Annotated in this window: 21 protein-coding genes; 10 read left to right on the forward strand and 11 right to left on the reverse strand. The window is 51.2% G+C overall.

Annotated elements, in window-relative coordinates; genetic code table 11:
* Positions 1-105 precede the first annotated feature (105 nt).
* Both ACQGQ5_RS13530 and dinB read right to left on the reverse strand, forming a co-directional pair.
* Positions 106-747, reverse strand: a complete 642-nt coding sequence (locus ACQGQ5_RS13530; protein WP_455737021.1) for a sigma-70 family RNA polymerase sigma factor — start codon at positions 745-747, stop codon at positions 106-108.
* 430 nt (positions 748-1,177) lie between these two features.
* Positions 1,178-2,392 (reverse strand): DNA polymerase IV, encoded by a 1,215-nt coding sequence (dinB, locus tag ACQGQ5_RS13535; protein ID WP_455737022.1) that lies wholly within the window; start codon positions 2,390-2,392, stop codon positions 1,178-1,180.
* A 352-nt stretch (positions 2,393-2,744) separates the two neighbouring features.
* Here dinB and ACQGQ5_RS13540 point away from each other — a divergent pair, with 352 nt between their 5' ends.
* A complete protein-coding gene (locus ACQGQ5_RS13540; protein WP_455737093.1) occupies positions 2,745-4,277 on the forward strand; it encodes a YifB family Mg chelatase-like AAA ATPase in 1,533 nt (510 codons plus the stop codon).
* Positions 4,278-4,340: 63 nt separating this feature from the next.
* Here the strand turns inward: ACQGQ5_RS13540 and ACQGQ5_RS13545 are convergent, their stop codons facing one another.
* The 4 genes from ACQGQ5_RS13545 to ACQGQ5_RS13560 form a co-directional block, all read right to left on the reverse strand.
* Positions 4,341-6,422, reverse strand: coding sequence for a methyl-accepting chemotaxis protein (locus tag ACQGQ5_RS13545; RefSeq protein WP_455737023.1), 2,082 nt, complete (start codon positions 6,420-6,422; stop codon positions 4,341-4,343).
* A gap of 178 nt (positions 6,423-6,600) precedes the next feature.
* Positions 6,601-7,635 (reverse strand): protein-glutamate methylesterase/protein-glutamine glutaminase, encoded by a 1,035-nt coding sequence (locus ACQGQ5_RS13550; RefSeq protein ID WP_455737024.1) that lies wholly within the window; start codon positions 7,633-7,635, stop codon positions 6,601-6,603.
* On the reverse strand, positions 7,626-8,450 hold the full coding sequence (locus ACQGQ5_RS13555; protein ID WP_455737025.1) for a CheR family methyltransferase: 825 nt from the start codon (positions 8,448-8,450) through the stop codon (positions 7,626-7,628). Before ACQGQ5_RS13555 ends, ACQGQ5_RS13550 begins: the two co-directional genes overlap by 10 nt.
* Positions 8,451-8,487: 37 nt before the next feature.
* Positions 8,488-10,575, reverse strand: a complete 2,088-nt coding sequence (locus tag ACQGQ5_RS13560) for a chemotaxis protein CheA (protein ID WP_455737026.1) — start codon at positions 10,573-10,575, stop codon at positions 8,488-8,490.
* 90 nt (positions 10,576-10,665) lie between these two features.
* Between ACQGQ5_RS13560 and ACQGQ5_RS13565 the strand changes: the two genes are divergently transcribed.
* The 6 genes from ACQGQ5_RS13565 to ACQGQ5_RS13590 all read left to right on the forward strand — a co-directional run bounded on the left by ACQGQ5_RS13565 (position 10,666) and on the right by ACQGQ5_RS13590 (position 15,676).
* Positions 10,666-12,090 carry a hypothetical protein gene (locus ACQGQ5_RS13565; RefSeq protein WP_455737027.1) on the forward strand — a complete coding sequence of 475 codons (1,425 nt, stop codon included), beginning with the start codon at positions 10,666-10,668 and terminating at the stop codon, positions 12,088-12,090.
* Positions 12,077-12,433: an EscU/YscU/HrcU family type III secretion system export apparatus switch protein gene (locus ACQGQ5_RS13570; protein WP_455737094.1), complete on the forward strand. Its 357-nt coding sequence runs from the start codon at positions 12,077-12,079 to the stop codon at positions 12,431-12,433. Before ACQGQ5_RS13565 ends, ACQGQ5_RS13570 begins: the two co-directional genes overlap by 14 nt.
* 143 nt (positions 12,434-12,576) lie before the next feature.
* Positions 12,577-13,080, forward strand: coding sequence for a chemotaxis protein CheW (locus ACQGQ5_RS13575; RefSeq protein ID WP_455737028.1), 504 nt, complete (start codon positions 12,577-12,579; stop codon positions 13,078-13,080).
* 33 nt (positions 13,081-13,113) lie between these two features.
* Complete coding sequence (locus tag ACQGQ5_RS13580; protein WP_455737029.1) at positions 13,114-13,770, forward strand: PilZ domain-containing protein; 657 nt, start codon at positions 13,114-13,116, stop codon at positions 13,768-13,770.
* 39 nt (positions 13,771-13,809) lie between these two features.
* Positions 13,810-14,328 (forward strand): chemotaxis protein CheW, encoded by a 519-nt coding sequence (locus ACQGQ5_RS13585; RefSeq protein WP_455737030.1) that lies wholly within the window; start codon positions 13,810-13,812, stop codon positions 14,326-14,328.
* 22 nt (positions 14,329-14,350) lie between these two features.
* Positions 14,351-15,676 carry a methyl-accepting chemotaxis protein gene (locus ACQGQ5_RS13590; protein ID WP_455737031.1) on the forward strand — a complete coding sequence of 442 codons (1,326 nt, stop codon included), beginning with the start codon at positions 14,351-14,353 and terminating at the stop codon, positions 15,674-15,676.
* Between the two features lie 65 nt (positions 15,677-15,741).
* Here the strand turns inward: ACQGQ5_RS13590 and ACQGQ5_RS13595 are convergent, their stop codons facing one another.
* Complete coding sequence (locus ACQGQ5_RS13595) at positions 15,742-16,857, reverse strand: HD-GYP domain-containing protein (protein WP_455737032.1); 1,116 nt, start codon at positions 16,855-16,857, stop codon at positions 15,742-15,744.
* 203 nt (positions 16,858-17,060) lie between these two features.
* On the opposite strand from ACQGQ5_RS13595, the gene fliD reads away from it, so the two are divergent.
* Genes fliD through ACQGQ5_RS13610 form a run of 3 tightly spaced genes read left to right on the forward strand, consistent with a single transcriptional unit; the run spans position 17,061 to position 20,632 of the window.
* Positions 17,061-19,733, forward strand: coding sequence for a flagellar filament capping protein FliD (fliD, locus tag ACQGQ5_RS13600; protein ID WP_455737033.1), 2,673 nt, complete (start codon positions 17,061-17,063; stop codon positions 19,731-19,733).
* Between the two features lie 39 nt (positions 19,734-19,772).
* Positions 19,773-20,162: a flagellar export chaperone FliS gene (locus ACQGQ5_RS13605; protein ID WP_455737034.1), complete on the forward strand. Its 390-nt coding sequence runs from the start codon at positions 19,773-19,775 to the stop codon at positions 20,160-20,162.
* 23 nt (positions 20,163-20,185) lie between these two features.
* On the forward strand, positions 20,186-20,632 hold the full coding sequence (locus tag ACQGQ5_RS13610) for a hypothetical protein (RefSeq protein ID WP_455737035.1): 447 nt from the start codon (positions 20,186-20,188) through the stop codon (positions 20,630-20,632).
* A 79-nt stretch (positions 20,633-20,711) separates the two neighbouring features.
* Here the strand turns inward: ACQGQ5_RS13610 and ACQGQ5_RS13615 are convergent, their stop codons facing one another.
* The 4 genes from ACQGQ5_RS13615 to ACQGQ5_RS13630 all read right to left on the reverse strand — a co-directional run bounded on the left by ACQGQ5_RS13615 (position 20,712) and on the right by ACQGQ5_RS13630 (position 24,122).
* Positions 20,712-21,197, reverse strand: coding sequence for a chemotaxis protein CheD (locus tag ACQGQ5_RS13615; RefSeq protein WP_455737036.1), 486 nt, complete (start codon positions 21,195-21,197; stop codon positions 20,712-20,714).
* Complete coding sequence (locus tag ACQGQ5_RS13620; protein WP_455737037.1) at positions 21,194-21,820, reverse strand: chemotaxis protein CheC; 627 nt, start codon at positions 21,818-21,820, stop codon at positions 21,194-21,196. Before ACQGQ5_RS13620 ends, ACQGQ5_RS13615 begins: the two co-directional genes overlap by 4 nt.
* Positions 21,821-21,902: 82 nt before the next feature.
* Positions 21,903-23,381 carry a FapA family protein gene (locus ACQGQ5_RS13625; protein ID WP_455737038.1) on the reverse strand — a complete coding sequence of 493 codons (1,479 nt, stop codon included), beginning with the start codon at positions 23,379-23,381 and terminating at the stop codon, positions 21,903-21,905.
* Positions 23,382-23,417: 36 nt separating this feature from the next.
* Positions 23,418-24,122 (reverse strand): flagellar hook-basal body protein, encoded by a 705-nt coding sequence (locus tag ACQGQ5_RS13630; RefSeq protein ID WP_455737039.1) that lies wholly within the window; start codon positions 24,120-24,122, stop codon positions 23,418-23,420.
* Positions 24,123-24,132: the final 10 nt, after the last annotated feature.

The raw sequence follows: 24,132 nt of genomic DNA on the forward strand, positions 1-24,132 counted from the left end.
ATAAAGATATTTGCCCATAGACGGATTTGCACCGCCGCCTTTGATTTCCAACGCTCTACTTAAGCTACCCGGGCATATGAAATTAATATACAAAAATATACTAAATTAAAGCAATTGTTTTAATTTCAGCCGAACCCGCTGCAGAGCATTATCGACTGCCTTTGAGGAAACGCCGAGTTTCACCGAAATATCGTGGTAACTGCAGCCGCCCAGATAAAGCGTGAGCACCTGCTGTTCCAGCTTTGAAAGCAGCTGCTTCATCCGCAGCTGCATGGCCGCGTAGCTTTCGCTGTCCATCAGCACTGTTTCAGGATCCGAGGCGCAATCTGTCATATCCATGTGCGAACCGTCGTCGCTGAGAGAAACAAAATTATTCAGCGGAAGATTTTTGCGGCTGGCCGCCGTGCGGTAAGCCATAATAATCCGGTTATTGATGCAAACGCCGGCATATGTTTTAAAACCGGCCTTTCCGGCTGAGTCATAAGTACGCGCCGCGTTTAAAAGGCCCAAAAGCCCTTCCTGGCACAGATCGTCGGCTTCCAGCATCGCACAGCGAAACGGCGCCGCCTTGACCCTGATCAGCGACATATAGCGCGCGGTAAGTTCTACAAAAGCATCCGAATTTCCGCTGTTCACAAGGCAGGCAAGCTGACTGTCGGTATAATCTGCCATTTTATTAAAATGGTTGTTATCAACCAAGCCCAACACCTCATGGCTCACATTAAACTTGAATTCTGCATCTATCATACCTCATTGTGTCTATTAAGTCAACAAATATTTTGCTTTTGAAGCTAAATATTTGTTTTATTTAGTTAAATTTTATAAAAAGACCGATTTTGTCGGACAATGTCTGATTGGACCTCCCCAATATTTTCTCTTTACACAGATCAGGCCCTGTTTGTAAAGCAAAAATCCTGATCGGCCAAAATCACTCCGACCGCATCAAAAACACCCGGCATACGGAAAACGGAGCCTGCAAGCACGTTTTGCCCGGAGGTTCCCTCAAAGGGTCTCAAAGCGAAGTGTGCGGAAAACCGTATGGAATAACCGTGGGTGACAGAGGCGGGCAAGACGCTTTGCATCCGAAAATCCTCGATTTTTCATTTACAAACAAGGCCTGATAAAGGAATATTTTTATTATATCATAAGAATCGTAAAACATCCAGAAAAATCTTAATCAGCGCTTTTCCCCGCCCCCCGCGGGAAGCGGAAGCTTTTCCATCAGCACGGCGCGCTTAACGGAGGCTTTTCCGTATTTATTTCTGACATGCTCCATCCGGCTTTCCAGCCGTTCCGTTTTTTCATCGCACAGGATACTGTGAAACAGAGACGTCTGCTGCATTTCCGACTCCGGCAGAAGACCGAAACCGCTGATGCCCAGCGCCCGCACGGGGCAGGACCATCCGTAGCCCTTCTGAAACAGCTCTTTCGCCGCCCGAGCCAGGTCCATCGTCAGCCGGGTGGGAACCTCCAGCCGCATCTGATGCTGCGAGACGTGCAGTCGGTTGTCCTTGATGGAAAGCTGAAGGCCCGAAGCGACCGCCCCGGCGTCCCTCATGCGGAAAGAGACTTTTTCGGCAAGGTACAGCAGCACCGGCCAGACCTCATCGAAGCCGAAGAGATCATGAACGCAGGTGATGCTGTTGCCGATGCTTTTCGGCGCGGCGGAAACCTCGCTTGAGCATACCCCGGAATCATCCAGCCCGTTCGCGTTTTTCCACATGTCGTATCCTGTTTTACCGAAGGAGGAAACGATATATTTGGAATCGGTGCGCGCCAGGTCGCCGATCGTTTTGATTCCCAGCGAATTCAGGCGCCGGGCGGTCACCCTTCCCACTCCCAGAAGGGAGTCCGTCGGAAGGGGCCACACCTTTTCCCTGAAATTTTCCCGGGTAATCACGGTAGTGGCGTCCGGTTTTTTCATATCGCTGCCGAGCTTCGCAAAGATTTTGTTGAAGCTGACCCCGACGGAAACGCCCAGCCCCAGCTCCGATTTTGTACGGTCCCGTATCTGATCCGCTATCTCCGGCCCGTTTCCGAACAAGCGGGTGCTTCCGGTCACATCCAGCCAGCATTCGTCGATGCTGAAAGCCTCCACCTGATTCGTATAGCTGAGATAAACCTGCTTTACCAGACCGGAAAAATACAGATACCGGTCAAAATGAGGCGGAACGACCAGCAGGTCCGGGCATTTTTGCTTCGCCTGCCAGACGGGCTCCGCCGTTTTCACGCCGAAGCCTTTGGCCCGCTCGTTTTTAGCCAGCACGATCCCGTGGCGGTCCTCCACGCTGCCGCAGACCGCGACGGATTTTCCAAAGAGTTCCGGATGGTCCCTGCATTCCACGGAAGCGAAAAAATTATTCAGATCACAGTGTAAGATAACCCGCTCCACGACACATTCCTCCGCATACCGTTTTTCAGCATCCCCCGCCCTATCCTAAATGGGTACTGGGAAATCCGCTTATTTTTCATTGTAGAATCAATAGAATACAGAGTATCGAAAAACCTGTCATGCATTCGAGAAATCATGTCAAGACGGTAAGCGCAGCCAGCGCAGAAAGCAAAATCGTCCCACAAGTTTGCGGCTGCATGACTTTTTCGGTTGTTAAATAGAACAAATGTTTGATACTATTATATACCGAGGAATGGATTCTGTAAAGCGGCCATTTTATTCCAAGCCGGGAATTGCCAACAGAATTCGACAGGAGTATAATCATTTTAGAAAAATAAAGGGAGGAATGGGGATGGTATCACGTTCCTACAGCATGGGGCTGTACGGTCTGGATTCCTTTACCGTGGCTGTCGAAGCCGACATCAGCGTCGGCCTGCCCGGTTTTGACGTGGTCGGGCTGCCGGACGCGGCAGTGAGAGAATCCCGGGACAGAGTGCGCTCCGCGATGAAAAACTGCGGGTTTCAATTTCCCGTGCATAAAATAACGGTGAATCTTGGTCCGGCCGACAAGCGCAAGGAAGGACCGATTTACGACCTGCCCCTCTTTGTCGCGCTGATGAAAGCAAGCGGCCAGCTTGACGCCGGAGTGGAGGACAGCGTGTTTATCGGCGAGCTGTCGCTTACGGGAGAGGTACGGCCCGTAAAAGGCGTGCTTCCCATGGCGATCAAGGCAAAGGAAGCGGGCTTTCAAAAGCTCTACGTGCCGGAAGCGAATTCCGCCGAAGGCGTGGTCGTGGAGGGAATTTCCGTATACCCCGTCAGGGACCTGCCGACGCTGATGAAGCATTTCGCCGGAGGGGAAGAAATCCTTCCCGCCTCGGAAGTACCGGCATCGCGGCAAAACCAGCCCCCTTTGCCGGACTTTTCGGAGGTGCGGGGGCAGAACGAGGCGAAGCGCGCGCTGGAAATTGCCGCTGCGGGCGGGCACAACGTTCTCCTGATCGGCCCTCCCGGTTCCGGCAAAAGCATGCTCGCGAAACGGATTCCCTCCATTCTTCCCGACATGACGTTTACAGAAACCATTGAAACCACCAAAATCCACTCTATTGCGGGCACCCTTCCGGACGGAGTCTCCCTGATCACCTCCCGCCCGTTCCGTTCGCCCCACCACACGGTATCGCCCGCGGGCCTGTCCGGCGGCGGAAACGTTCCGCACCCCGGAGAAATTTCCCTGGCGCACAACGGGGTGCTGTTTCTGGACGAGCTGCCCGAATTTTCGCGCGGAGCGATGGAAGTCCTGCGACAGCCGATCGAGGACGGCAAAGTGACGATTTCCCGCGTCAACGGTACCATCTCCTATCCCAGCGCCGTGATGCTGGTAGCGGCAATGAACCCGTGCCCCTGCGGTTACTTCGGGCACCCGACCAAACCGTGCACCTGTTCCTCCGGCGCGGTCTCCCGCTATCTTTCCAGAGTTTCCGGTCCGCTGCTGGACAGGCTGGACCTGCACATAGAGGTCCCGCCGGTGGAGTTTGACGAAATCAGTTCCCAGGAAAAGGCTGAAAGCTCCGCGGTCATTAAAGAACGCGTAAACAGCGCCAGAAAGCTGCAGAATGAGCGTTTCAAAGGCACGGCCGTTACCTGCAACGCGAGAATCACGCCGGATATGCTCCAGGAGGTATGCCGGCTGAGCGAGCCGGGACGGGAGCTGCTGAAAAAAGCGTTTGAAAAGCTCGGGCTTTCGGCAAGGGCCTATGACCGGATCCTGAAGGTGTCCCGCACGATTGCGGACCTGGACCAAAGCGAAGAAATCGAACCGCGGCATGTCGCCGAAGCGGTGCAGTACCGCAGCCTTGACCGGAAATACTGGACAAAAGAGCTCTGATTCCGTGAAAAAATCCCTGCGGCCGAACTGGAACCGGCCGCAGGGATTTTATGATATCGGAATTTAATATTTGCCGCTCTGGCCGCTTTCGGAAACGGAACCGGCGTCAAAAGAGGAAACCGTTCCTCCCGTTTCGTCCGGGACGCTTCCGGCGGAATCCTTCAGCTTCAGGAACGCGAGGGATTCCTTGAGCTGCTGCGCCTGCGCGCTCAGTTCCTCGCTGGTCGCCGCGCTTTCCTCCGCAGTGGCGGAGTTGGTCTGCACCACGGCGGAAATCTGATCGACCCCCGTCGTGACCTGATTGATGGAAGAAGCCTGCCCATCCGAGGACTTTGAAATCTCCCCGATCAGGTCCGTGGTTTTTCTTGTGCTGTCTATAATTTTATTAAGGGATTTGGCGGTCTCATCCGCGATCTTTGTGCCGTTTTCCACCGCCCTGATCGAGCTTTCAATCAGGTCCGTGGTATTTTTCGCGGCTTCCGCACTCTTGCTCGCAAGATTGCGGACCTCATCCGCGACAACGGCAAAGCCTTTCCCCGCCGCGCCGGCACGCGCCGCTTCCACCGCGGCGTTGAGCGCGAGGATATTGGTCTGGAAGGCGATATCCTCGATCGTCTTTATAATTTTACCGATTTCCTGTGAAGTTTCACTGATCTGCGCCATGGCTTCCACCATCTGCTGCATATGCTCGTTTCCGACCTCAACTTCGCTGGACGCTTCCAACGACAGCTGACTCGCCAGGCGGGAATTGCTGGCATTCTTATTGACTTCGTCCGCAATTTCCGTAATGGAAGCCGAAAGCTGCTCAATGGAGCTCGCCTGCTCCGTAGCGCCCTGTGAAAGCGCCTGCGAGGCGGAGGAAACCTGGCCCGCACCGTTCGCCACCTGATCCGCCGATCCGTTGATACCGGAGAAGATATTGTTCAGATTGTCGATAATGGTGTTCAGGGACGTTTTGATCGATACAAAATCGCCCTTATAATCCTCTGTTACTTCAATCGTACAGTCACCCATGGAAAGGCTGTCCAGAACGACGGCGATCTCCCCTATGTAGCTGGTCAGGATATCGATCGTATGGGAGAAGGTCTCCGCAAGAGTGCCGATTTCATTCCTGTTTTGGATCACAGGCACCTCGGAGTGGAGATCGCCTTCCGACAGTTTTTCGATACGCTGCACAAGGCCTTCGACCGGCTTGGCGATCGGCCCGGCGATTCTGAAGGCAACGAAAACAGACAACAAAATGAACAGAAGCATTAAGCCGACGGTGATGGCGACCGCGGTATAGCATCCGCTCATCATCTCATTGACATCCGCGCTGACCGCCAAGGACCAGCCGTCCGTACCGCTCATCGGAGCATACCCTATCAGCTGCTTGGTGCCGTTTAACGTAATGGTCGCGCTTCCCGTTCTTGCAGCAATCATTTTTTTTACGACAGACGCGGCATCCACGTAGGAACTGTTTTCTTTCGCCCTATTGATATAATTAACGAATTCAAGGACATTTTTTCTGTCCTTATGGGCAATGATCGTACCCGATTTATCAACGATAAACCCGTACCCGGATTTACCGACGGAAATATTGTCGATCATCTGGCTGAAAGTATCGCTGCTCAAAGTCGCGTAGACAACGCCGTCATAATTTCTGCCGTTGTTCACTTTTGCCGCAACATACATTACAATATTGGAATCGGACTTTCTGACCATGGGGCTGGAAACATAGGAGGTCCCTGACTGAGCCGCCTGAAAATAGTCGCTGTGGCTGATATCGGTGCCGTCCAGTGTCTTTCCGTTAAAATCCGCAAGCCCGACTTCCATGAAATTATACCGCTGGCAAAGCGTCTGCAAAATTACTTTCCTGGAGGAGATGGGCAGCGTTTCGTCCGTGATCTGCTCATTGGAGGCGATGGATTCCGCCCTGAGCTTATACATATTGATCGCCTGCTGCACGGCCTGATTGTAAGCAACCGAATTGGTATTGATCAGGGAAACCATGTTGCTGCTGGAATTGGAGTAAAGCAAAAAAGCGTTTGTCACGCCGCAGACGACGCTGATTGCAACCGCCAGACCCACCATTCCGAGAAGAAGAGTTTTTTTCAGGCTGGTCTTCTTTCTCACCCTGATCTTCTTTTTTCTTTCTTTTTTCACTGAATACCACGTACCTTTCTGAAGTGCTTTTTCCGGAGTGCTTTTCGCTACAGCTCAAGCATGAAAAGTAACGCATTCTCCCACACAACCACAATCAAAAGAATGCCTTTCCCTATCCTAATATCGACAATATTTCATAAAATTTAATCCATTCAGGCAAATATTTTCATTATAAATATTATTTATTCAATTTTTGAATGATTAACCTGGCAATGGAGGAACAGGACGCCTGTTTTTCAACCGCGCCGATCTCAAACGCCACCATCGGCATTCCGTAGACAACGGAGGACTGCTTGTCCTGTCCGATGGTATAGGAGCCCTTCCGCCGCATTTCCAAAAGCCCGTTCGCACCGTCCTTGCCCATACCGGTCAAGATAATGCCCATGGCGTCCTTCCCGGCCGTTCTGGCCACTGAGCGGAACAGGACATCCACCGACGGGCAATGGCCGCTGACCTTTTCCCCCGCGGCGCATTTCACGTAGTAGCCCTTAAAATCCTTCTCCAGGGTCATATGCCTGTCCCCGGCGGCAATCAGCGCCTGCCCCTGCACGACCCGGTCCCCGTCACTCGCCTCCCTGACCGTAAATTTGCAGATTTTGTTCAGCCGGTCCGCATACATCTTGGTAAAACCCGCGGGCATATGCTGCACCACCAGAATCCCCGGTATATCGCAGGGAAGCTGCTGCAGGATTTCGGCGGTAGCCTCCGTGCCGCCCGTGGATGCTCCGATGGCGATAATATGCTCCGTCGGATCCCTTCCCGAAAGAACAAGCGGGAGGGAAGCGATCGAGGCAAGGGAGGGCGTGTGCTTTACCTTTGCGGAAGAAGCGATCTTGATCTTGACGCACAGTTCCTGACAGAAAATGGAAAAGTCGCTGCTGTCGCGCAGGTTCGGCTTCAGGACAAAATCAACCGCTCCCGCGCTTAAAGCCTCAAAGATTCCAATATCGAGCGAGCTGACCAGAACCACCGGAACCGGATGGACGGGTATCAGCTTTTTCAGGAAATCCGTCCCCCTCATATCCGGCATTTCCACATCCATGGTCACGACGTCCGGAGACAGGTCCATGATTTTTTTCTCCGCTTCGGCCACGTTGGACGCGCTCCCGATGATTTCAATATTCGCGTCGCTCAGCAGCGCTTTCTGCAGCGCTGTTCTGAAAAAGAGGGAATCGTCTACAATGAGGACCCGGATTCTTCGATTCATCGGCATATTGATACTGATCCTTTCTGATAGACTGACGGTTCAACATATAAAAATTTCGAGGTATCCCTCTGCACTGTTTCGGAATGTCCGATAAAAAGATAGCCGCCCGGCTTCAGCACGTCGTAAAACTTGTTGATCAGCGCGTTTTTGGTCGGCTGGTCAAAATAGATCATGACATTTCTGCAGAAAATCAAATCAAACGGCTGCCGGAACGAAAACGGTTCCATCAGATTCAGCCGTTTAAAAAGGACCTGGTTTCTGACTTCGTCCTTTAATTCAAAAAGATTTTCGCCCTGTTTATTAAAATACCTTTGCTCCCACGCCTTTGGAATATCCTTCAGGGATTCCGTTCCGTACAGTCCGTGTTTCGCCGCCTCCATGGCTTTTAAAGAAATATCCGTCGCAAGGATCCGGAAGTCCCAGCCGGCCCTTTTCAGCCCAAAATAGTCCATCATCGTCATGATGGCGGTATACGCTTCTTCCCCCGACGAGCACCCGGCGCTCCAAATGCGGATGTCCCTGCGGGCGTTCGTCTTTTCCTGCATCGGCAGAATGGTGTTCTTTAAAAAATTGAAATGTGCGGGTTCTCTGTAAAAATAAGTATGGTTCGTCGTAAGCTTATTCAGCATTGCGGTGATTTCGTCGGATTTATTCTGCTTTATCAAATTGAAATAGTCCGAAAAATTGTTCATTCCCTTTCCGAGCAGAACGGACTGCATCCGCGATTCTATCAGCTGTCTTTTGTTGGTAAGGTTAATCCCGTAATTGCCTTTTATGTAAGCTACGATATCGTTGAACTCTTTATCGGTCAAACGTATCATCGTTTTCCTCCGCGAATTTCATATCTCCCCTGAAACATCAGTGATTGTTGTAAAGATTGAGGATATCCAGGATCAGGCTGATGCTGCCGTCGCCGAGAATGGCGCATCCGGTGATGCCGGTTTCCTTCACATTGTACTGGTTGAGGTAAATCGGCAGGGATTTGACGACCACCTGCTGTTCCCCCAGAAGAGCGTCCGCAAAAATGCAGTACGCCTTCTCGTGCGTCTCCACAAGAATGACGATACCGCTGTCGATGTCGGTGATTTCGGTTTCGATCCCGAAAATCCTGTGCAGCCTGAGGACCGGATAATACTGGTTGCGGACCATGAGGATCTCGTTCATGTCGGTGTCATAGTGGAGACTGGACTGGTCCACCTTGAACGACTGGCGGATATTGTTGATCGGAATCGTAAACACCGTCTCGCCGACGGAAATTTTCATGCCGTTCACAATGGCCAGCGTAAGCGGGATTTTAAAGAGAATTTTGGTTCCCTTCCCGACCTCGCTGATCAGGGAAACGTCTCCGCCGACCTTCTCCACATTCTTTTTTACAACGTCCATTCCAACCCCCCTGCCGGAATATTCCGTCACGACGTCGTTGGTGGAAAATCCGGGCATGAGCAGAAAGTTATAGATTTCGCGGGTGGAATACTCTTTTTCCGGTTTTTTCAGAAGCCCCTGTCTTTTCGCTTTCTGCAGAACGGATTTCTTGTCGATGCCCTTGCCGTCGTCCTGCACCGAAATCAGGATTTCGCCGCCCGTGTTCTGAGCGGAGAGCGTAATGGTTCCTCTGGGGGATTTGTTCGTCTGCGCGCGCTCTTCCTTTGTCTCGATCCCGTGGTCCATGGCGTTGCGGACCAGATGCATGATCGGATCGCCGATGTTGTCAATGATGGTTTTGTCCACCTCGGTGTCCTCGCCGACCATGACCAGCTGGACATCCTTGTCCAGCTTTTTGCTCATATCGCGCACGATACGGTTCATTTTCTGGAATACGCCGGAAATCGGAACCATCCGGATGGACATTACGACTTCCTGCAGCTCGTCCGTCAGCTTGCGCAGCTGGCGGGACGCCTTGTTAAAGTTATTGTCCACTCCCGCGCCGCTCTGGGCGGAAGGAGTCGTCGTCACCATGGACTCGGTAATCACGATCTCCCCCATCAAATCCATCAGGTTGTCCAGCTTGGAAAGATTGACGTTGATCAGATTCTGCTTAACGGAGCCATGGTTGGCTCCCGGGATTTCCTGCCCGGCCGCGCCGCTCCCCGAAGCGGTTTTTTCCACAGATTCTGCTTTTGGCGCATTTTCCGGTTTGTCCAGAACGGTATAATTTTTGGTGTAGACAAAATTTTCAATAATTTTCAGCACGCTTGCCAGGCCCCGCTGCTCTTTAAAGGAAATCAGGAAACCGTCCCTGATGATTTCTTCGGCGCTTTTGGGATTCGTGTCGATATCCTCCGGAAAATACCGGATATCCTGATAAATATCCCGGATCGCGTTCACCAGAATGATTGCGCGGAGATTTTCCATCTCTGTTTCTTCATCGAAAAACACCCTGACGGAATAGGGATAGTCAGGGTCCGTCCGGGCGGGAGCGGCCGACGCCTGAATCTGTTTGGAGGCTTCTTTCGCGGGAATGGCTTTGGACGGAGCCGCAGGCTGTTCGGGAGCCGGCGCGGGGGCCGGTATCTGAGGCTGAATTTCGGCGTGTTCGGGTTCTTTTTGAGAAATCTTTTTAAGAAAATCATTAATTTCCTGCTCAAAAGTGCCGATATCTGTTGTGAGCGGCTCGTTGTTTTCCACCTTGGATATTTCATCCTTGATAAAGTCGCTGGAACGGAACATCAGTTCAAAAAGCTCCGCGTTGTATTTTTCGTCGATGCCGTTCTCGCGCACATAATAAAACAAATCCTCCGCCTTGTGCGAAATCGTCATCAGACTGTTGAACTGCATCATTGCGGAAGAGCCTTTAATCGTATGCATGATCCTGAAAATCTCATTGATGCTGTCGGTATCGAAAGCATCCGCCTTCTCACAGTTAATCAGAATTTCATCAAGGTGCTCAAGCAGGTCGTTTGCTTCAAATAAATATACTTCCAGCATGGATTCCATATTGTTGTCCATTAATTTTCACCGCCTAATAATACTTTGTAATATATATATCGTAACAAATTTTATAAAATTAACGCCAATTTATATTTTCGAGGTGATTTTATGCCCGATAACCTGAGAATTACCGCACCCGTTACCACAAATGAAAGCCTTCCTAAAATTTCATCGGCAAAACAGCCGGAATCCATGGTGCCCATCGACCCCACGAAGGTGCTTCAGCCGAATACCGACAAGCAGGGCAACCAGAACGCCAGCTTTGATCTGCTGCTGAACCGGAATTCCGTTTTCAGTAAATTTCTGCAGCAGCTGGGCGAAACGCCCGCGCTTTCACAGACTTTGCAGAAAATCGTATTTGAAACCTTCAGCCGATCGGAAAACGTCCATGACAACAGGCCGGTCTCCCTGCTGATGAAGCAGCTCTCCGCCGCAATGAAAATGCAGCCGGACGACATGTTGAAAAACCTCATGTTTCAGGGAAGCAATCACACAAAATTTTCCGGGCCCGTGTTCGACGTTCTCCGGAACCTGATGAACGAATATCCGGAAAGCGGCCTGGAAAAGCCTCTGGCCGATTTTCTGAAGGCATTCGACGGGTATTTTTCAATCTCGGAAACCACATCGGCGATCGCCCAGAGCCTCGACACCCTCGCCCGTCAGATTCCCGGCGCCTACGGCAAACAGCTGCGGGAGCTGGCGGACCAGATGATGACCGAGCAGCCTGTCAACAGCCTGGACAGGAACCTCAGCCTGCTGAAGGAGAAAGTGCTTCCCCTTCTGAGCAGGTATGTCGCTTCCACCAACGACTTCGGCGCCGCGAGGGACACCATTACCCTTCTGGTCCATCATATCGCCCGCCTGAACACCAGTTCCCATCAGGAAGTCGTGGAGAAGCTTACGGCGCTGCTCGACTACTGCAAATACGAGCTCAGTCTGCCCGAGGACAAAATGAGCCAGATCCGGGCCATGTTTCTGAAGAGCGTCACCAACGCCGCCCAGAGGCCGGAAAACCAGCTGTACGATTCCCTGGTGAAGGTCCTTTCCGAAAACCTGCGCCAAAGCCCTGCCGGCGCAAGCCAGTCGGCTTACAGGGATACGGTCCTTTCCCTGCTGCTGGACAACAGCGTTTATATGCCCTTCACCCATCTGTTGCTGCCGCTGAATTACAACGGTCAGTTCCTGTTTTCAGAAATCTGGATCGAAAAAGACGACGACAGCGGAAAATCTTCAAAAAGAAGCCGCGGGGAGCCGAAGCCGGTCCGGCTCTATCTGTCGTTCGGCATCAAGGCTCTGGGGAATTTTGAAGCTTCGATTGTCCTTTCAAGCGGGAAAGCCGACATCCAGATGCGCTGCCCGCCCGCTTTAATGAAAAACAGCCGGGAGATCGGCAGCCGGATTTCCGAAATATTTTCCAGAAACGGCCTGTCCGCGCAGAGCGTTGAGTTTCTGCAGGAAGGCGGCCCAAGTATAGAAAAGCAGGTTTTAAAAAGAATCTACGAAAGGAAGAATGTCATTGATGTCACAGTATGACCGGACGAATCACGCCGCCGCCCTGCGGTATTCCCAGGATTCCCCGCACAGCGCGCCGGTTGTCGTCGCTTCCGGTTCCGGCTACGCGGCGCAGAAAATCATAGACATCGCGCAGGAGAACGGCGTGCCGGTTTACCACGACGACTCCCTCGCGTCCCTCCTTTCCCAGCTGGAAGCGGGAAGGGAAATCCCCCCCGAACTCTATCAGGCCATCGTGGACATTTACATATATTTTCTGAACTATTCCTTCGAAGCCACGGGAAAAGGAGCGGCCTCTCCGCAGAACGGCTCCGCACCCGCCCCGGAAAAAAACGCGGAAAAACAGATATTTTCCGAGCTGTGATACTAATTATTTTAAAATTAAGCCGATATATATCTATAAGGATTTTTTATGTGACCCGATGGCTGCGCGCCGCCAAAATAATGCCGGGATTGGCGGCACAAAAACCCTTACCGAAACGGCAACGGTAGAAAAGGTGAACCAGTATGGCAGAAACAACAGCAGTAAAAAATGGAATTACGACCTCGGTCAATGAGAATATGACGACGGAAAAATATCTTACCTTCTTTATTGAAGGGCAGCTGTTCGCAATTCCGAGCAGTGAGGTGGTCGAGATCATCCGGATGCAGCCCGTCACCTTCATCCCCAATTTGCCGCCTTTTATCATCGGCGTTATTAATCTGAGGGGAAAAATTGTTCCGCTGGTGGATATCAGGCTGAAATTCAACAAGGCCCCGAAGGAGTATGACGACCACACCAGCGTCATCGTGGCTGAGACCGGCGACCTGAGCGTCGGATTCATCGTCGACAGCGTAAACGACGTCACAAACATTTCCAAAAACCAGATCAGCGAGACCCCCAGATTTGCAAGGGACACGGCCAACCATTATGTAAAGGGAATCGCCACTCTGAACGAAAATGCGGTCATGCTTCTGGATATTGAAAAAATCCTTTCAGACGGCGAGGAAGTCCAACTCCCCGTTAAGTAATTTTGCCGAATACGTTTGTTTGGAGGTCTTCCCATGTATCCGCTTTCTGAACAATATCAGCACTCGCCCTGCGAAATCAAGACCCTTACCAACGAACTGCTCGCTACCGGAGTCCTCAGCGAAATCCGTAAGGACTCCGTTAAAATCCAGAACAGCTTTGACATCCTGCCGACCCTGCATTGCAATATGCCCGTGAAAATCAATATTTACAATGAATCTCTGGGTTTTAAAGTACTGATTGGAAAGGTTTTTCTCTCCACCTCGGAAATGATGGCGATCACGGATCTGCAAAGCCTTGCCGAATTCGAGCGAAGAAGCTTTTTCCGCCTGAAAGTCAACATTCCGACAAGGGCTTTCCTGCTTCGGGAGGATCCGTCGCCTGAAGAGGAGGAAATGAAGCTGTTCGGCGTAACCGTGACGGATCTGAGTCTGAGCGGCGTATTTATCACAACGAGGGAACGTCTCGATATCGGCCAGTCCTTTATCATGACGCTGGATCTGTACGATATGGATATCACATTTTGCTGTCAGGTTCAGCGAACCGAGCCCGTGAATTATGCGCTGAACGGGTACGGGTGTTCCTTTCTGGATAATTCAACCCGCCAGTTTGACCTTTTGTGCAAATTTATTTTTGAAACGCAGAGGGAACAAATCAAAAATTCACGCGAGGAAAAAGACGAGTCGGAATAAGATGCTCATATTTTATATTGATGAATAGGGTGGTAAAAAATGGAGAATGAAAAAAATCCGGCATTATCGGATGAGGAAATCGAAACCAATGAAATGAAGGGTAAATACCTGACCTTCTGGACGGATCACCAGCTGTTCGGCGTTCCGATCGCAGACGTGGTCCAGATCATCGGCAAACAGGAAATCACACCCATCCCCGACTCTCCCGGCTACGCCAAGGGAGTCATCAATCTCCGCGGCGATATCATCCCTGTGATAGACGTACGCCTGAGATTTAAAAAAGAAGAAGTGGAATACGACGAGCACACCTGTATTATCGTAACGAAAATCGAGGAGACCCATATCGGGTTCATCGTGGATTCCGTCGACGAGGTTACAACCATCGGCGACGAGAATATTTCACCCGCCCCAAGGATGTCCAAGGATCGTACCACGGCGTATCTGACCGGTATCGGGAAGGTGGACGACAAAGTCGTCATGCTGCTGGACACCAGCAAAATACTGAATGAGAAAGAAATTGAAATTGTCAGCAACGCCGCAAAAGCAGAAGCAGAATAAATACTAGAGGGGAATTATAAAAATGCGATTGAACAATCTGAAAATCTCAAGAAAACTGATGTTTTCATTTGCCGCGGTGACGGTGCTGTCCATCGTCTGCAGCGGAGCCGCGGTTTATCTGTACCTGAAATCCAGTGCCCTTTTCCCGCTGGCCATTGGATTGATTGCGGCAGCCTGCTTCCTGTCAATCCTTGTTGCGAAGCTCGTCTCGGCCGGTATCCGCCGTCCGCTTACGGAGCTGACGCAGGCCGCCGACCAGATGGCCCGGGGAAATCTGAAGGTGGACATTCAGTACCAGTCAAAAAATGAAATCGGCAACCTGGCAAAAGCGTTTTCCAGTACCACCTCGGAGCTGAAACAAAACATCAGCGAAATCACGGAAGCCCTGGGCGAAATGGCAAACGGCAATTTCGATATTCAAATTTCCCGCGATTTTCAAGGCGATTTCGCGGAAATCAGGACGGCGCTTGAAAATATTTCCTCCAAGCTGAACACTTACATGGTTCAAATCGACCGTTCCGCCGATCAGGTCACGAGCGGCTCCGTGCAGGTTGCAAGCGCGGCCCAGGCTTTGGCGCAGGGCGCCACCGAACAGGCCAGCTCCATTCAGGAGCTGTCGGCCTCCATCACCGAAATTTCAGAACAGGTAAAACAGAACGCCGCCAACGCGGCGGAAGCGAACAGGGCTTCTACCGAAGCAGAAACTAAAATTCATGGCGTTTCTAACGAAATGAACCAGATGCTGCAGGCGATGAGCGAGATCAGCGAGTCGTCCACCAAGATCAGCAATATCATTAAAACCATCGACGATATTGCGCGCCAGACCAATATCCTCGCGCTGAACGCTGCCGTGGAAGCGGCCCGCGCCGGCGCGGCCGGAAAAGGCTTCGCCGTCGTCGCGGATGAAGTCCGCAATCTTGCGAGCAAGAGCGCGGACGCGGCCAAGGACACCACTGCCCTGATTGAAAATTCGCTTTCGGCAGTCGAAAAAGGCAAGAAAATTACGGACGCCACCGCGTCCACCCTGAACGACGTCATTCAGGCGACCCTGAAATCCACCAATCTGATCACCAGCATTTCAGAAGCTTCCAACGCGCAGGCGACCGCAATCAGCCAGGTCACCCTGGGCGTGGATCAGATTTCCGCTGTGGTCCAGACCAATTCCGCCACCGCCGAACAGAGTGCGGCGGCAAGCGAGGAGATGTCCGGTCACGCGCGGAATCTGAAAAAGCTGGTCGGCCAGTTCCACGTCAAAGCCGACGCGGACGGCGAAATTCCGAAGTCCGCCGATACACAGCCTGTGCTGGATATGGCGGTCGGACAGGATTTTTCATTCCCGAAATACTAAGCGATTCAGCTTTTCTATGCGGGGAGGGCATCAGACCATGGTCTGATGCCCTCCCCGCTTTCCGCTCAATAATCTTCCGCTGTTTTTACATCACAGATATTTTCAATAACGATATTCTGTACGTCGCGCTGCATGCACAAATCCATCAGGACGTCCGGCTTATCGAAAAGGCGGATCACCGGCCTGGACGGATTATAATCGTTCTGTCTGACAATAATGGCAAGCTCTCCGTTGCTCAGCTTGACGCATGAGCCAATCGGGTAAGGGGCGACCTTGTTCAGGAACGCCCGCACAATGGCGAGGTCGAACGCGATGCCGCTGGAACCCATGATATATTCGATCGCTTCCGCCGGGGTCGACGGCTTTCGGTACGGTCTGAAAGAGGTCAAAGCATCGTAAACATCGGCTACGGAAATAATCCTTCCGAACAGGGGGATATCGTCGCCGGAAAGGCCGTTGGGGTAACCGGTCCCGTCATACTTTTCATGATGCGTAAGCACGCCGGCGCAGATTATATTGTTGGCCAGATGGTGCTTTAAAAAGAATTCCGCTCCCTTGGCGGGGTGCTGCTTGACTATATTGAACTCTTCCTCCGTCAGTTTGGAGGGCTTTGCAATAATGGAGATAGGCACCGCCATTTTTCCGATATCGTGAAGCAGGGCGCACAGGCCGAGGTCATACAGATCCTGTGTTTTCAGCCCCAGCTCCAGCCCAATGGCGATGGAAAGGATGGAGACTCCCAAAGAATGGTTATATGTATAATCGTCATACATCTTCAAATTTGCGATACTGATTTTAGCCTCTACGTTACATCTTAATGAGTTGACAAGCTTTTTGGAAATATTCATCGTCTGGTTGATGCTGCTGACGTTAATTTTCTGTGCTACCTGGTTGAACATGTCGTATACCTGATGGATATTGATAAGGGCTTCCTGACGCAGCTCCCTTTTGATCGGCTGCCTGACATATGATTGCGCCGTGGTGATCGTTCGTTCGTTCTCCTGACCGGTATGAATATAGGCGCCAAGAATATCGAATTCGTGCAGTTTTTCAATATATGCCTGTGTCAACATCTGCCCGCATCGCAGCATAATGATTTTTGAAGTGATGCTGTTAAACAGATAGATGTCTCTGTCCAGAATCATTCCCGCCTTCAATTTGTCAATCGGAACAAAAGTCATATTCCATACCATCCCCTTTATATCTTCAAATTCGAAGCAATTGTACTCAAGCATTTCTATCATACCATATTACGATATATATCGTCAAAAGAAAGTGCTTCTTTAAAGATAATTTTATGCTTTTCCTAATTTTTTAGGTTTTTCATACGATATATAAGACAAAGAGGTTACTATGGAAGGCCTTTTCTGTCAGGAGGTAAATTATGATCAGTACAGCATCATCGAGTCTTGCATCTTCCTTAAATGCAACTTCGACTTCATCCAAGCGCCTGAGCGGTCTGGTATCGGGCCTGGATACGGACACCCTGGTCAAACAGCTGACCTCGGGAACGCAGAGCAAAATAGACAAACAGGGACAATTAAAACAAATTGCCCTTTGGAGGCAGCAGTCCTACAGGGAAGTCACCACAGCCCTGCAGGAGTTTCAGTCCAAATATTTTTCCTCGGCCACCAGCAGCTCCAGCATTCTGAACGCGGCCTTTTTCAATTCGACATCCATCAAGAATACCTCTTCCTTTTTAAATGTCAGCGGAAGCGCAAGCGCCGCTAAGAATATGGTTGTGACCGGGATTACGCAGCTCGCGCAGCAGGCCGGTTTCTCTTCAAAGTACAAGGTGACGGATCAGACGATTTCCGGCGCCGTGAGCGACGTCTGGCGGCCGGGCACGGTTGCGGGTTCCACCATTACGGTCAATTACGACGGCAAGGATTATCAGCTTGCTCTGGACAGCGATTTTACGTTCGCGCAGGGCGACGATATCAAAAAGGTTACGGACGCTCTGAACGCGAAGGTCGCCAAAACGGACGGGCTGGCCGGTAATATCGAATTTGCCGTTGTCGGTGAAAAAGTCACCCTGGCGAAAACAGGCTCTTCCAGCGCGGATATTAAAATAACAGCGGGAAGCGACAGCCTTTTAAATGGCTTGGGGTTATCTAAGGATACCTCCGACAGCACCGCGATCGAGGGCGGAGACACCAATACGGACAGCTTCTTTAAAAGCACGCTGGCTTCCGGTTCCACGCTGGACATCGAAATCGACGGCAATGCCTATACGCTGACCATCCCCTCCGACACGGCTGTTTCCGCCGATCCTTCGCTGGGTACGAAAAGCGTGCAGACAGTCCTTGAGGAAGCGATCCGTTCCAATTCCAATCTGAACGGTAAGCTGAATGTCACGGTAGGGACCGACGGCGCCGTGTCGTTTACGAAAACGGACGGCACCACGGATGGTCTGAGCATCACGGGCGGAAGCCAGAACCTGCTGCAGGGCCTTGGCCTGAAGCAGGAAGACGGTTCCATCGCCATCACCGGTACCTATGACCGCGAAAGGCTGGTAAGCAGCTATCTGGGCGATTCCCTTGCCGGCTCGACCCTGACGGTCAGCCTGGACGGAGTCGATAAATACATCACCTTTAAAGAGAGCGATAACCAGAAAGGCTTGTATTCCACGCCTGAAAAGCTTGCCGAATATATTCAGAACTCCCTGACGGCGTCCTACGGAAAGGACACCGACGGAAACAGCAAATTTCAGGTTACTTACGATCCCGATACAAAAGCCCTGAATTTCAAAGCGGCGAGCAGCACCTCTATCATTGCGATTGAATCGAGCGACGTGTCCGGCATTCTGGGGAAAACCGGGGCGCTGGGGATTTACGCGGGCGAAACGAACCGCCTGAACACCAACAAGGATCTGGAGGACGTGCAGGAAAACCTGGCGACCCCTCTGGTCGCGTCTTCTGCGGACGGTACCTACGGCATTACCATCAACGACAAGACCTTTACCTTTAAAAGTACCGATACCATCAATACCATTCTCAAAACCATCAATAACGACGCGCAGGCCAACGTAACCATTACCTACTCCAGCGTCAACGATACGTTCAGCGTCACCGCCAAGAACGGCGGCAGCGGCAGCCGCGTGGACATTGAAGAGGTCGGCGACGGCAACCTTGCCGCGGTGCTTTTCGGGACCGTACCGCCAAAGGGCGCGAGTGAAAGCACCGAGGATTATACTCTGCAAAAGGCACAGGACGCGGTCATGACCGTCAGCTTTGACGGCAACCCGGCAAACGCGATTACAATCACGCGATCGGAAAACAAGTTCACGCTGGACGGCGTCGACTTTGAATTGCTTGCAGAAATGGACTCCACTGTAGAAAAGCCTATCACATTCTCCGTCAACAACCAGACGGACGATCTGTACGACAAAATCAAAAGCTTTGTGGAGGATTACAACGCGATTATCAAGCTGTGCAACGATAAGGTCAGCGAGCGCAAGGATACGGACGAAACCTATAATCCTCTGACGGACGCGCAGAAGGCGGACATGAGCGAGGATGAAATCAAGAATTGGGAAGCAAAGGCGAAAAAGGGGATCTTAAACGGCGATTCCATTTTGAACAATCTGAGTGTTGATCTGCGCAGCTCCATGACGGATCAGGTCGCGTCGATGAAAGCCGCTCTTTATGAGATCGGCATCGCGACCAAGGCCAACGATTATTCCGCCAACGGCCAGCTGACAATCGACGAAGATACGCTGAAGAACGCCCTGAACAACAACCCGGACAAAGTAGCTTCGCTGTTCACCGGCGAGGACGGCATTGCAGTCCGGATGCAGAGCGTCATCAATAAAAATATCAAGACCACCGGCGGCGACGGCATCTTGATTGCCAAAGCCGGTGTGGACAACAGTACCAAGGTAGACAACAGCACCCTGACAAAAGCGGTAACCGATTATAACACGAAAATCAAGGAGCTGAAAACGCTTCTTGAAACACAGCAGGAACAATATTACGCGAAATTCACCCGGCTGGAACAGTATCTGAGCAACATGAATTCCCAGGCCGCCCTGTTCTTTACCGGCACCTCAAGCTGACAGCCCCGATAGAATCAAACCCGCAGGAGGATGAAAATCATGCAGAGCAATCCGATTATGCAGTATAAGGAGCAATCCATCAACACCATGTCCAAAGGAGAACAGCTGGTCACCTTGCTGAACGAAGCGTTAAAGAACCTCCATTACGGCTCTATGATGCTGAAGGACAAGAACTACGCCACGGCTGAAAAGTGTACCGGAAAAAGCAAGAGGATCTTCAGCTACCTCTCTTCTGTATTGGACTGGAATTACGAAATCACCCATGATTTATATGATCTGTACTATTTCTTCAATCAGGAGATCATCAAAGCGGAAGTCAAACGCGACGCCGCCGTACTGGATGAATTGGTACCGCTGGTGGAGCAAATGCGGGATACGTGGGAAGAAGCGGAAAAGCTGAGCCATATGAATAAAAACAACGGGGTTTGACACCCCTGCCCTGCGGAGGACTTATGCCAACAGAAAATATCATTGCCTGCCTTGACCAAAAAGTGATCTTACTGACTCAAATCTGGGACCTGACAAAACAAATCGACCTGCGCTGCACGCAGGACGATATCCAGCTGGACGGTCTTTTGGAACAGCGCGGCGTGTTTATTGACCGTATCAATAAATGCAACGACCTGATCGGCCGGCTGACCGCAGAACTCCCGCCGGAGCAGCGGGAACGCGTGACAGAGCTCCTGAACGGGAAAGGAACGGAAGAGGACTGCGGAAGCGAAGAGGAACGGCATACCCTGAAGCTCTCCAAAGAGTATCATTTTATCCTGCAGAAAGCGGCTGTGCTGGATCAGTCTGCCCGCGGAAAACTCCGGAAGCGGTGTGACGAACTCAGAGAAAAGATCAATCAGGGCCGCCGAACCGAGGGACAGGACGGCATGTTTCAAAGCATCAAATAAATTGCGATAAAGAACAAAGGTTTTCTTTCAATCCGCTTGAAAGAAAACCTTTGTTCTTTATCCATTGTGTTCATTCGGATTAATATGTCTTGATCCCGTTGGAGAAAGATTTGACCACCATCCTGCCGTCCTCTGTATAAAAATAGACTGTCCTGCCGTAGTTCAGTCCCGTATCTTCCGCACAAATCCTGATTTGCAGCTTATTCAGGGTATTTTTAACCTCCGAAACATTGCGCTGGCCGATATTGCCGAAACTGGAATCATCCGCAACCTCAAACATTTTTGCTCCCCCGGCAATCTTAGCCGTAATCCGCCGGCGGTTGCAGCCCAGCTTTTCCATTTGAAGGAGCATTTCCGGAATACAGGTGTCCGCAAAGCGGAAGCGGTTTTCTTTGGGATTGTTAACCGGGTAGGTTGGGAGCATGATATGTCCCAACCCCCCTGTTTTCATTACCGGATCGTATAAACAGATTCCCACACAGGAACCAAGCGCGTAAGTCACCAGCGAGTTCGTACTTCTGACAACCTTCATATCCGATATCCCGATCGTAAACGTTTCACTCATAGTTGAATACCTAACTTCTCCATTAATCTATTCAGGGACTCAATAGAAGGCACCAGCAACATGTTTGCCGTAACATTGTCGCTGCCGCTTAAAAAATCATCTTCAATAAAGATAATTTTATCCGAAACAGAGCCCATTTCTATGGCCGGTACGCTGAGGAGAGCGCCGACCATATCCACAGTGATCGCGGGTACGGTGGTCTTCAGGTTCATTGACGAAAGCGTTCCGATGGAACCCGTATACGACGCGATCATGATATTTCCGATTTCCGAGATGGCGGAAAGCTCCATATCGGACAGCCGGTCACAGCTGACCTCCTGAACGCCCAGCAGGGAAGTCAGGATGGATTTCCCGAAATCCTGCTCAATGATGAACATCATGATCCCTTCGATGTCGCCCTTCAGCTTTGACAAAATGCCGATGACCACGTTTTCCGGGCCGCCCAGCAAATTCGCGGCTTCTGAGATATCCAGAATCTTGACGACCGGCGTCGTCATGTTTACTTCCGTGTCCAGCATTTTCGACAGGGATGTAGCGGCATTTCCGGCCCCGATATTGCCGATTTCCTTTAGAACATCAATGTGCATTTCATTCAGTTGCTCAAGCTTTTGAATGGACATCATACACTCCGTACCGCCGCACTTCGGCTGTAGCAGAAATAAGCATCCAGTGTGCGGTTTTATTTGGAGGCTTATCAAAAGAAAATCAGGGCAGGTCGGAAAGAAGGACCGGGGCGGAAACAATTCCTTCCGGACCCGCGTAGAATTTTGTATTGCTGTAGTCGTTGTTGATATTCACGATAAATGGCCCGATCGTCATCTTTGTCCCGATATAGATAATGCTTGTCCCAACAATTTTGTAGTCCGACAGTTGGTTTTTGGTTTCTTTCAGCTTCTGAATTTTCGCATCGATGGCTTTGATCGCTTCCCCCAGCTGGATTTTTTTCATTAAGGCGGCCTTCACCATCAGGTTTTCTCTTCCTGAATCGTCCCTGCCGCCCAGAGCAGTCAGCTCCGTAATTTTTTTCTGAAATTCCTCGAGTTCATTCTGAGCCTGCGACCGCTGATGTTCCAGCTGTTCCAAACTGTTTTCTTCTTTTCCGATTACAAGCTTATCGTTAAGCTGTTTGGACTGGATCGACACCTGCGTCGTCGTATAGGACGGCGCTCCGATATTTTTGACAACTATTTTCTGCCCGGTCTGATAGCTGCCGCCGATCAGGGAACCTCTGCGTCCTTTCAAAACGATGGAACCCTCTGCGGTCGCCTTACAGTTCATCAGGATATCCGCGTAAATATCATTTTCAGAAATTAAAATCGAATTTTCAAAATACTTGCCGACGATATTTCCGCCCGCTTTCAAAGTCCCCTTCCCCATTCCGTTCATCCCGTTGGAAATAGAGATGGTCCCCTGCGCTTCTATCAAAGCCCCCTCGGCCATTCCGCGAATGGAAATGTCTTTTCCCGCCTTGACGGAAAAGCCCTCTCTCACATCGCCCATAACCACCACCGAACCAATCGCGTTGATGTTGCCGGAAGCGCTGTCCACATCGCCCCGCACATAAAAAACCTCGCTGACATTGACGGACGAGTTTTTGTACTCGATGCATCCATCCACACCGGCAATCAGGCTCAGGCGGTCTTCCGAAACAAGCGTATTATTTCCCGTGGGCAAGGCCGGAAAGCGCCCCGGCTTAAAGGGAACCGACCGACCGAAAATATCCGTGCCGTCCGTACCGTCTTTCGGCGGCGTAATCGTACAGAGGACCGTATCCTTTTCCACATTTTTTACAATGTCCAAATCGCGGAAGTCGATCGTCCCGTCTTCCCTTTCCTTTGGTTTATAATCCGTACTGGTGTTGAAGAAATAATCAATAAAGCCGTCGGTGCCGTCAACGGGATAGGTACCCTTCGCGCAGAGCATCTCGGAATAGAACCTTTCCTCCTCACAGAAAAGGCGGATTTGCTCTTCGCAGACGCCGTAAGTGATTGCCTGCTGAGCCAAAGCGGCGCCCACAGCCTCATAGGAGATTTTCTGTCCGGAATACGCCGGTTTGACTTTCAGGTACGCCGCCATATTGTCCATGGATACCCTGACGTCGATCCGGGGCGGCTGTTCCTCTTTTTCCTGATTCGCATTCTCCGCATGGATATTGATTTGGTCTGAACCGGACTCTGTACTCATTTCATGACTCCTCCCCAGATTTTGAGATAACCCGCTTTACCTCAAAGAATTTACAGTCTGCATGATTTCATCCGAAAGCTGCACCATTTTGGAATTAAACTGAAAAGCCCTCTGCAGCTCGATGACGGAGGTCATCTGATCCGCGATATTCACGGCGGAATCCTCCAGATAGCTTTTTTTCAGTTCCGGGTCGGTGACAGCGGAAGCCGCGCCGGAAAGGCCGCTCAGCTGAAAACAGGTGTTCCCCGACCGGACAAGCCCGTCCTCATTTTTCACGGAAAAGACTCCGATGTCCGGAGTATCCTCTTCCCTTTCCATGGCGATCCGGCCGCCGTTGGCATCCAGCACATAGCCGCCGTCCGAAGAAACCAGATAACTGGCTCCGTCTTCCACCGAAAGATGGAAATTTCCGTTGCGCGTATAGTTTATTTCCCCGTTGGACTCCACCGCAAAATAATTGTTGGGGTTTACCAGCGCGTAATCAAGAGCGCGTCCCGTCTGTCTGAGCCCGCCCTCGTTAAAGAGGGTGTCGGTTTTTTCCACCTTCGTGCCGTGGCCGCTTTTCAGCTGACTGTCTGCCCCCGGTTCCGCGTGGATATTGGTATAAATCAAGTCCGCAAAGGAGGCGCTGGAAGGCTTGTAGCCAACCGTAGACACGTTTGCGATGTTGTTTGCCGTGACGTCAAAGCCGGACTGCAGGTTAATGGCTCCGGTAGCCGAGGTATAAAAAGAACTGATCATCGTTCATCCA

The sequence above is a fragment of the Caproiciproducens sp. genome (assembly GCF_053840905.1).

Coding starts and splice junctions, on each gene's coding strand:
- ACQGQ5_RS13530 (WP_455737021.1), bottom strand. CDS start 747: ATGATAGATGCAGAATTCAAGTTTAATGTGAGCCATGAGGTGTTGGGC.
- ACQGQ5_RS13540 (WP_455737093.1), top strand. CDS start 2,745: ATGGTATCACGTTCCTACAGCATGGGGCTGTACGGTCTGGATTCCTTT.
- ACQGQ5_RS13550 (WP_455737024.1), bottom strand. CDS start 7,635: ATGCCGATGAATCGAAGAATCCGGGTCCTCATTGTAGACGATTCCCTC.
- ACQGQ5_RS13555 (WP_455737025.1), bottom strand. CDS start 8,450: ATGATACGTTTGACCGATAAAGAGTTCAACGATATCGTAGCTTACATA.
- ACQGQ5_RS13560 (WP_455737026.1), bottom strand. CDS start 10,575: ATGGACAACAATATGGAATCCATGCTGGAAGTATATTTATTTGAAGCA.
- ACQGQ5_RS13565 (WP_455737027.1), top strand. CDS start 10,666: ATGCCCGATAACCTGAGAATTACCGCACCCGTTACCACAAATGAAAGC.
- ACQGQ5_RS13570 (WP_455737094.1), top strand. CDS start 12,077: ATGTCACAGTATGACCGGACGAATCACGCCGCCGCCCTGCGGTATTCC.
- ACQGQ5_RS13575 (WP_455737028.1), top strand. CDS start 12,577: ATGGCAGAAACAACAGCAGTAAAAAATGGAATTACGACCTCGGTCAAT.
- ACQGQ5_RS13580 (WP_455737029.1), top strand. CDS start 13,114: ATGTATCCGCTTTCTGAACAATATCAGCACTCGCCCTGCGAAATCAAG.
- ACQGQ5_RS13585 (WP_455737030.1), top strand. CDS start 13,810: ATGGAGAATGAAAAAAATCCGGCATTATCGGATGAGGAAATCGAAACC.
- ACQGQ5_RS13590 (WP_455737031.1), top strand. CDS start 14,351: ATGCGATTGAACAATCTGAAAATCTCAAGAAAACTGATGTTTTCATTT.
- ACQGQ5_RS13595 (WP_455737032.1), bottom strand. CDS start 16,857: ATGACTTTTGTTCCGATTGACAAATTGAAGGCGGGAATGATTCTGGAC.
- fliD (WP_455737033.1), top strand. CDS start 17,061: ATGATCAGTACAGCATCATCGAGTCTTGCATCTTCCTTAAATGCAACT.
- ACQGQ5_RS13605 (WP_455737034.1), top strand. CDS start 19,773: ATGCAGAGCAATCCGATTATGCAGTATAAGGAGCAATCCATCAACACC.
- ACQGQ5_RS13610 (WP_455737035.1), top strand. CDS start 20,186: ATGCCAACAGAAAATATCATTGCCTGCCTTGACCAAAAAGTGATCTTA.
- ACQGQ5_RS13615 (WP_455737036.1), bottom strand. CDS start 21,197: ATGAGTGAAACGTTTACGATCGGGATATCGGATATGAAGGTTGTCAGA.
- ACQGQ5_RS13620 (WP_455737037.1), bottom strand. CDS start 21,820: ATGATGTCCATTCAAAAGCTTGAGCAACTGAATGAAATGCACATTGAT.
- ACQGQ5_RS13625 (WP_455737038.1), bottom strand. CDS start 23,381: ATGAGTACAGAGTCCGGTTCAGACCAAATCAATATCCATGCGGAGAAT.
- ACQGQ5_RS13630 (WP_455737039.1), bottom strand. CDS start 24,122: ATGATCAGTTCTTTTTATACCTCGGCTACCGGAGCCATTAACCTGCAG.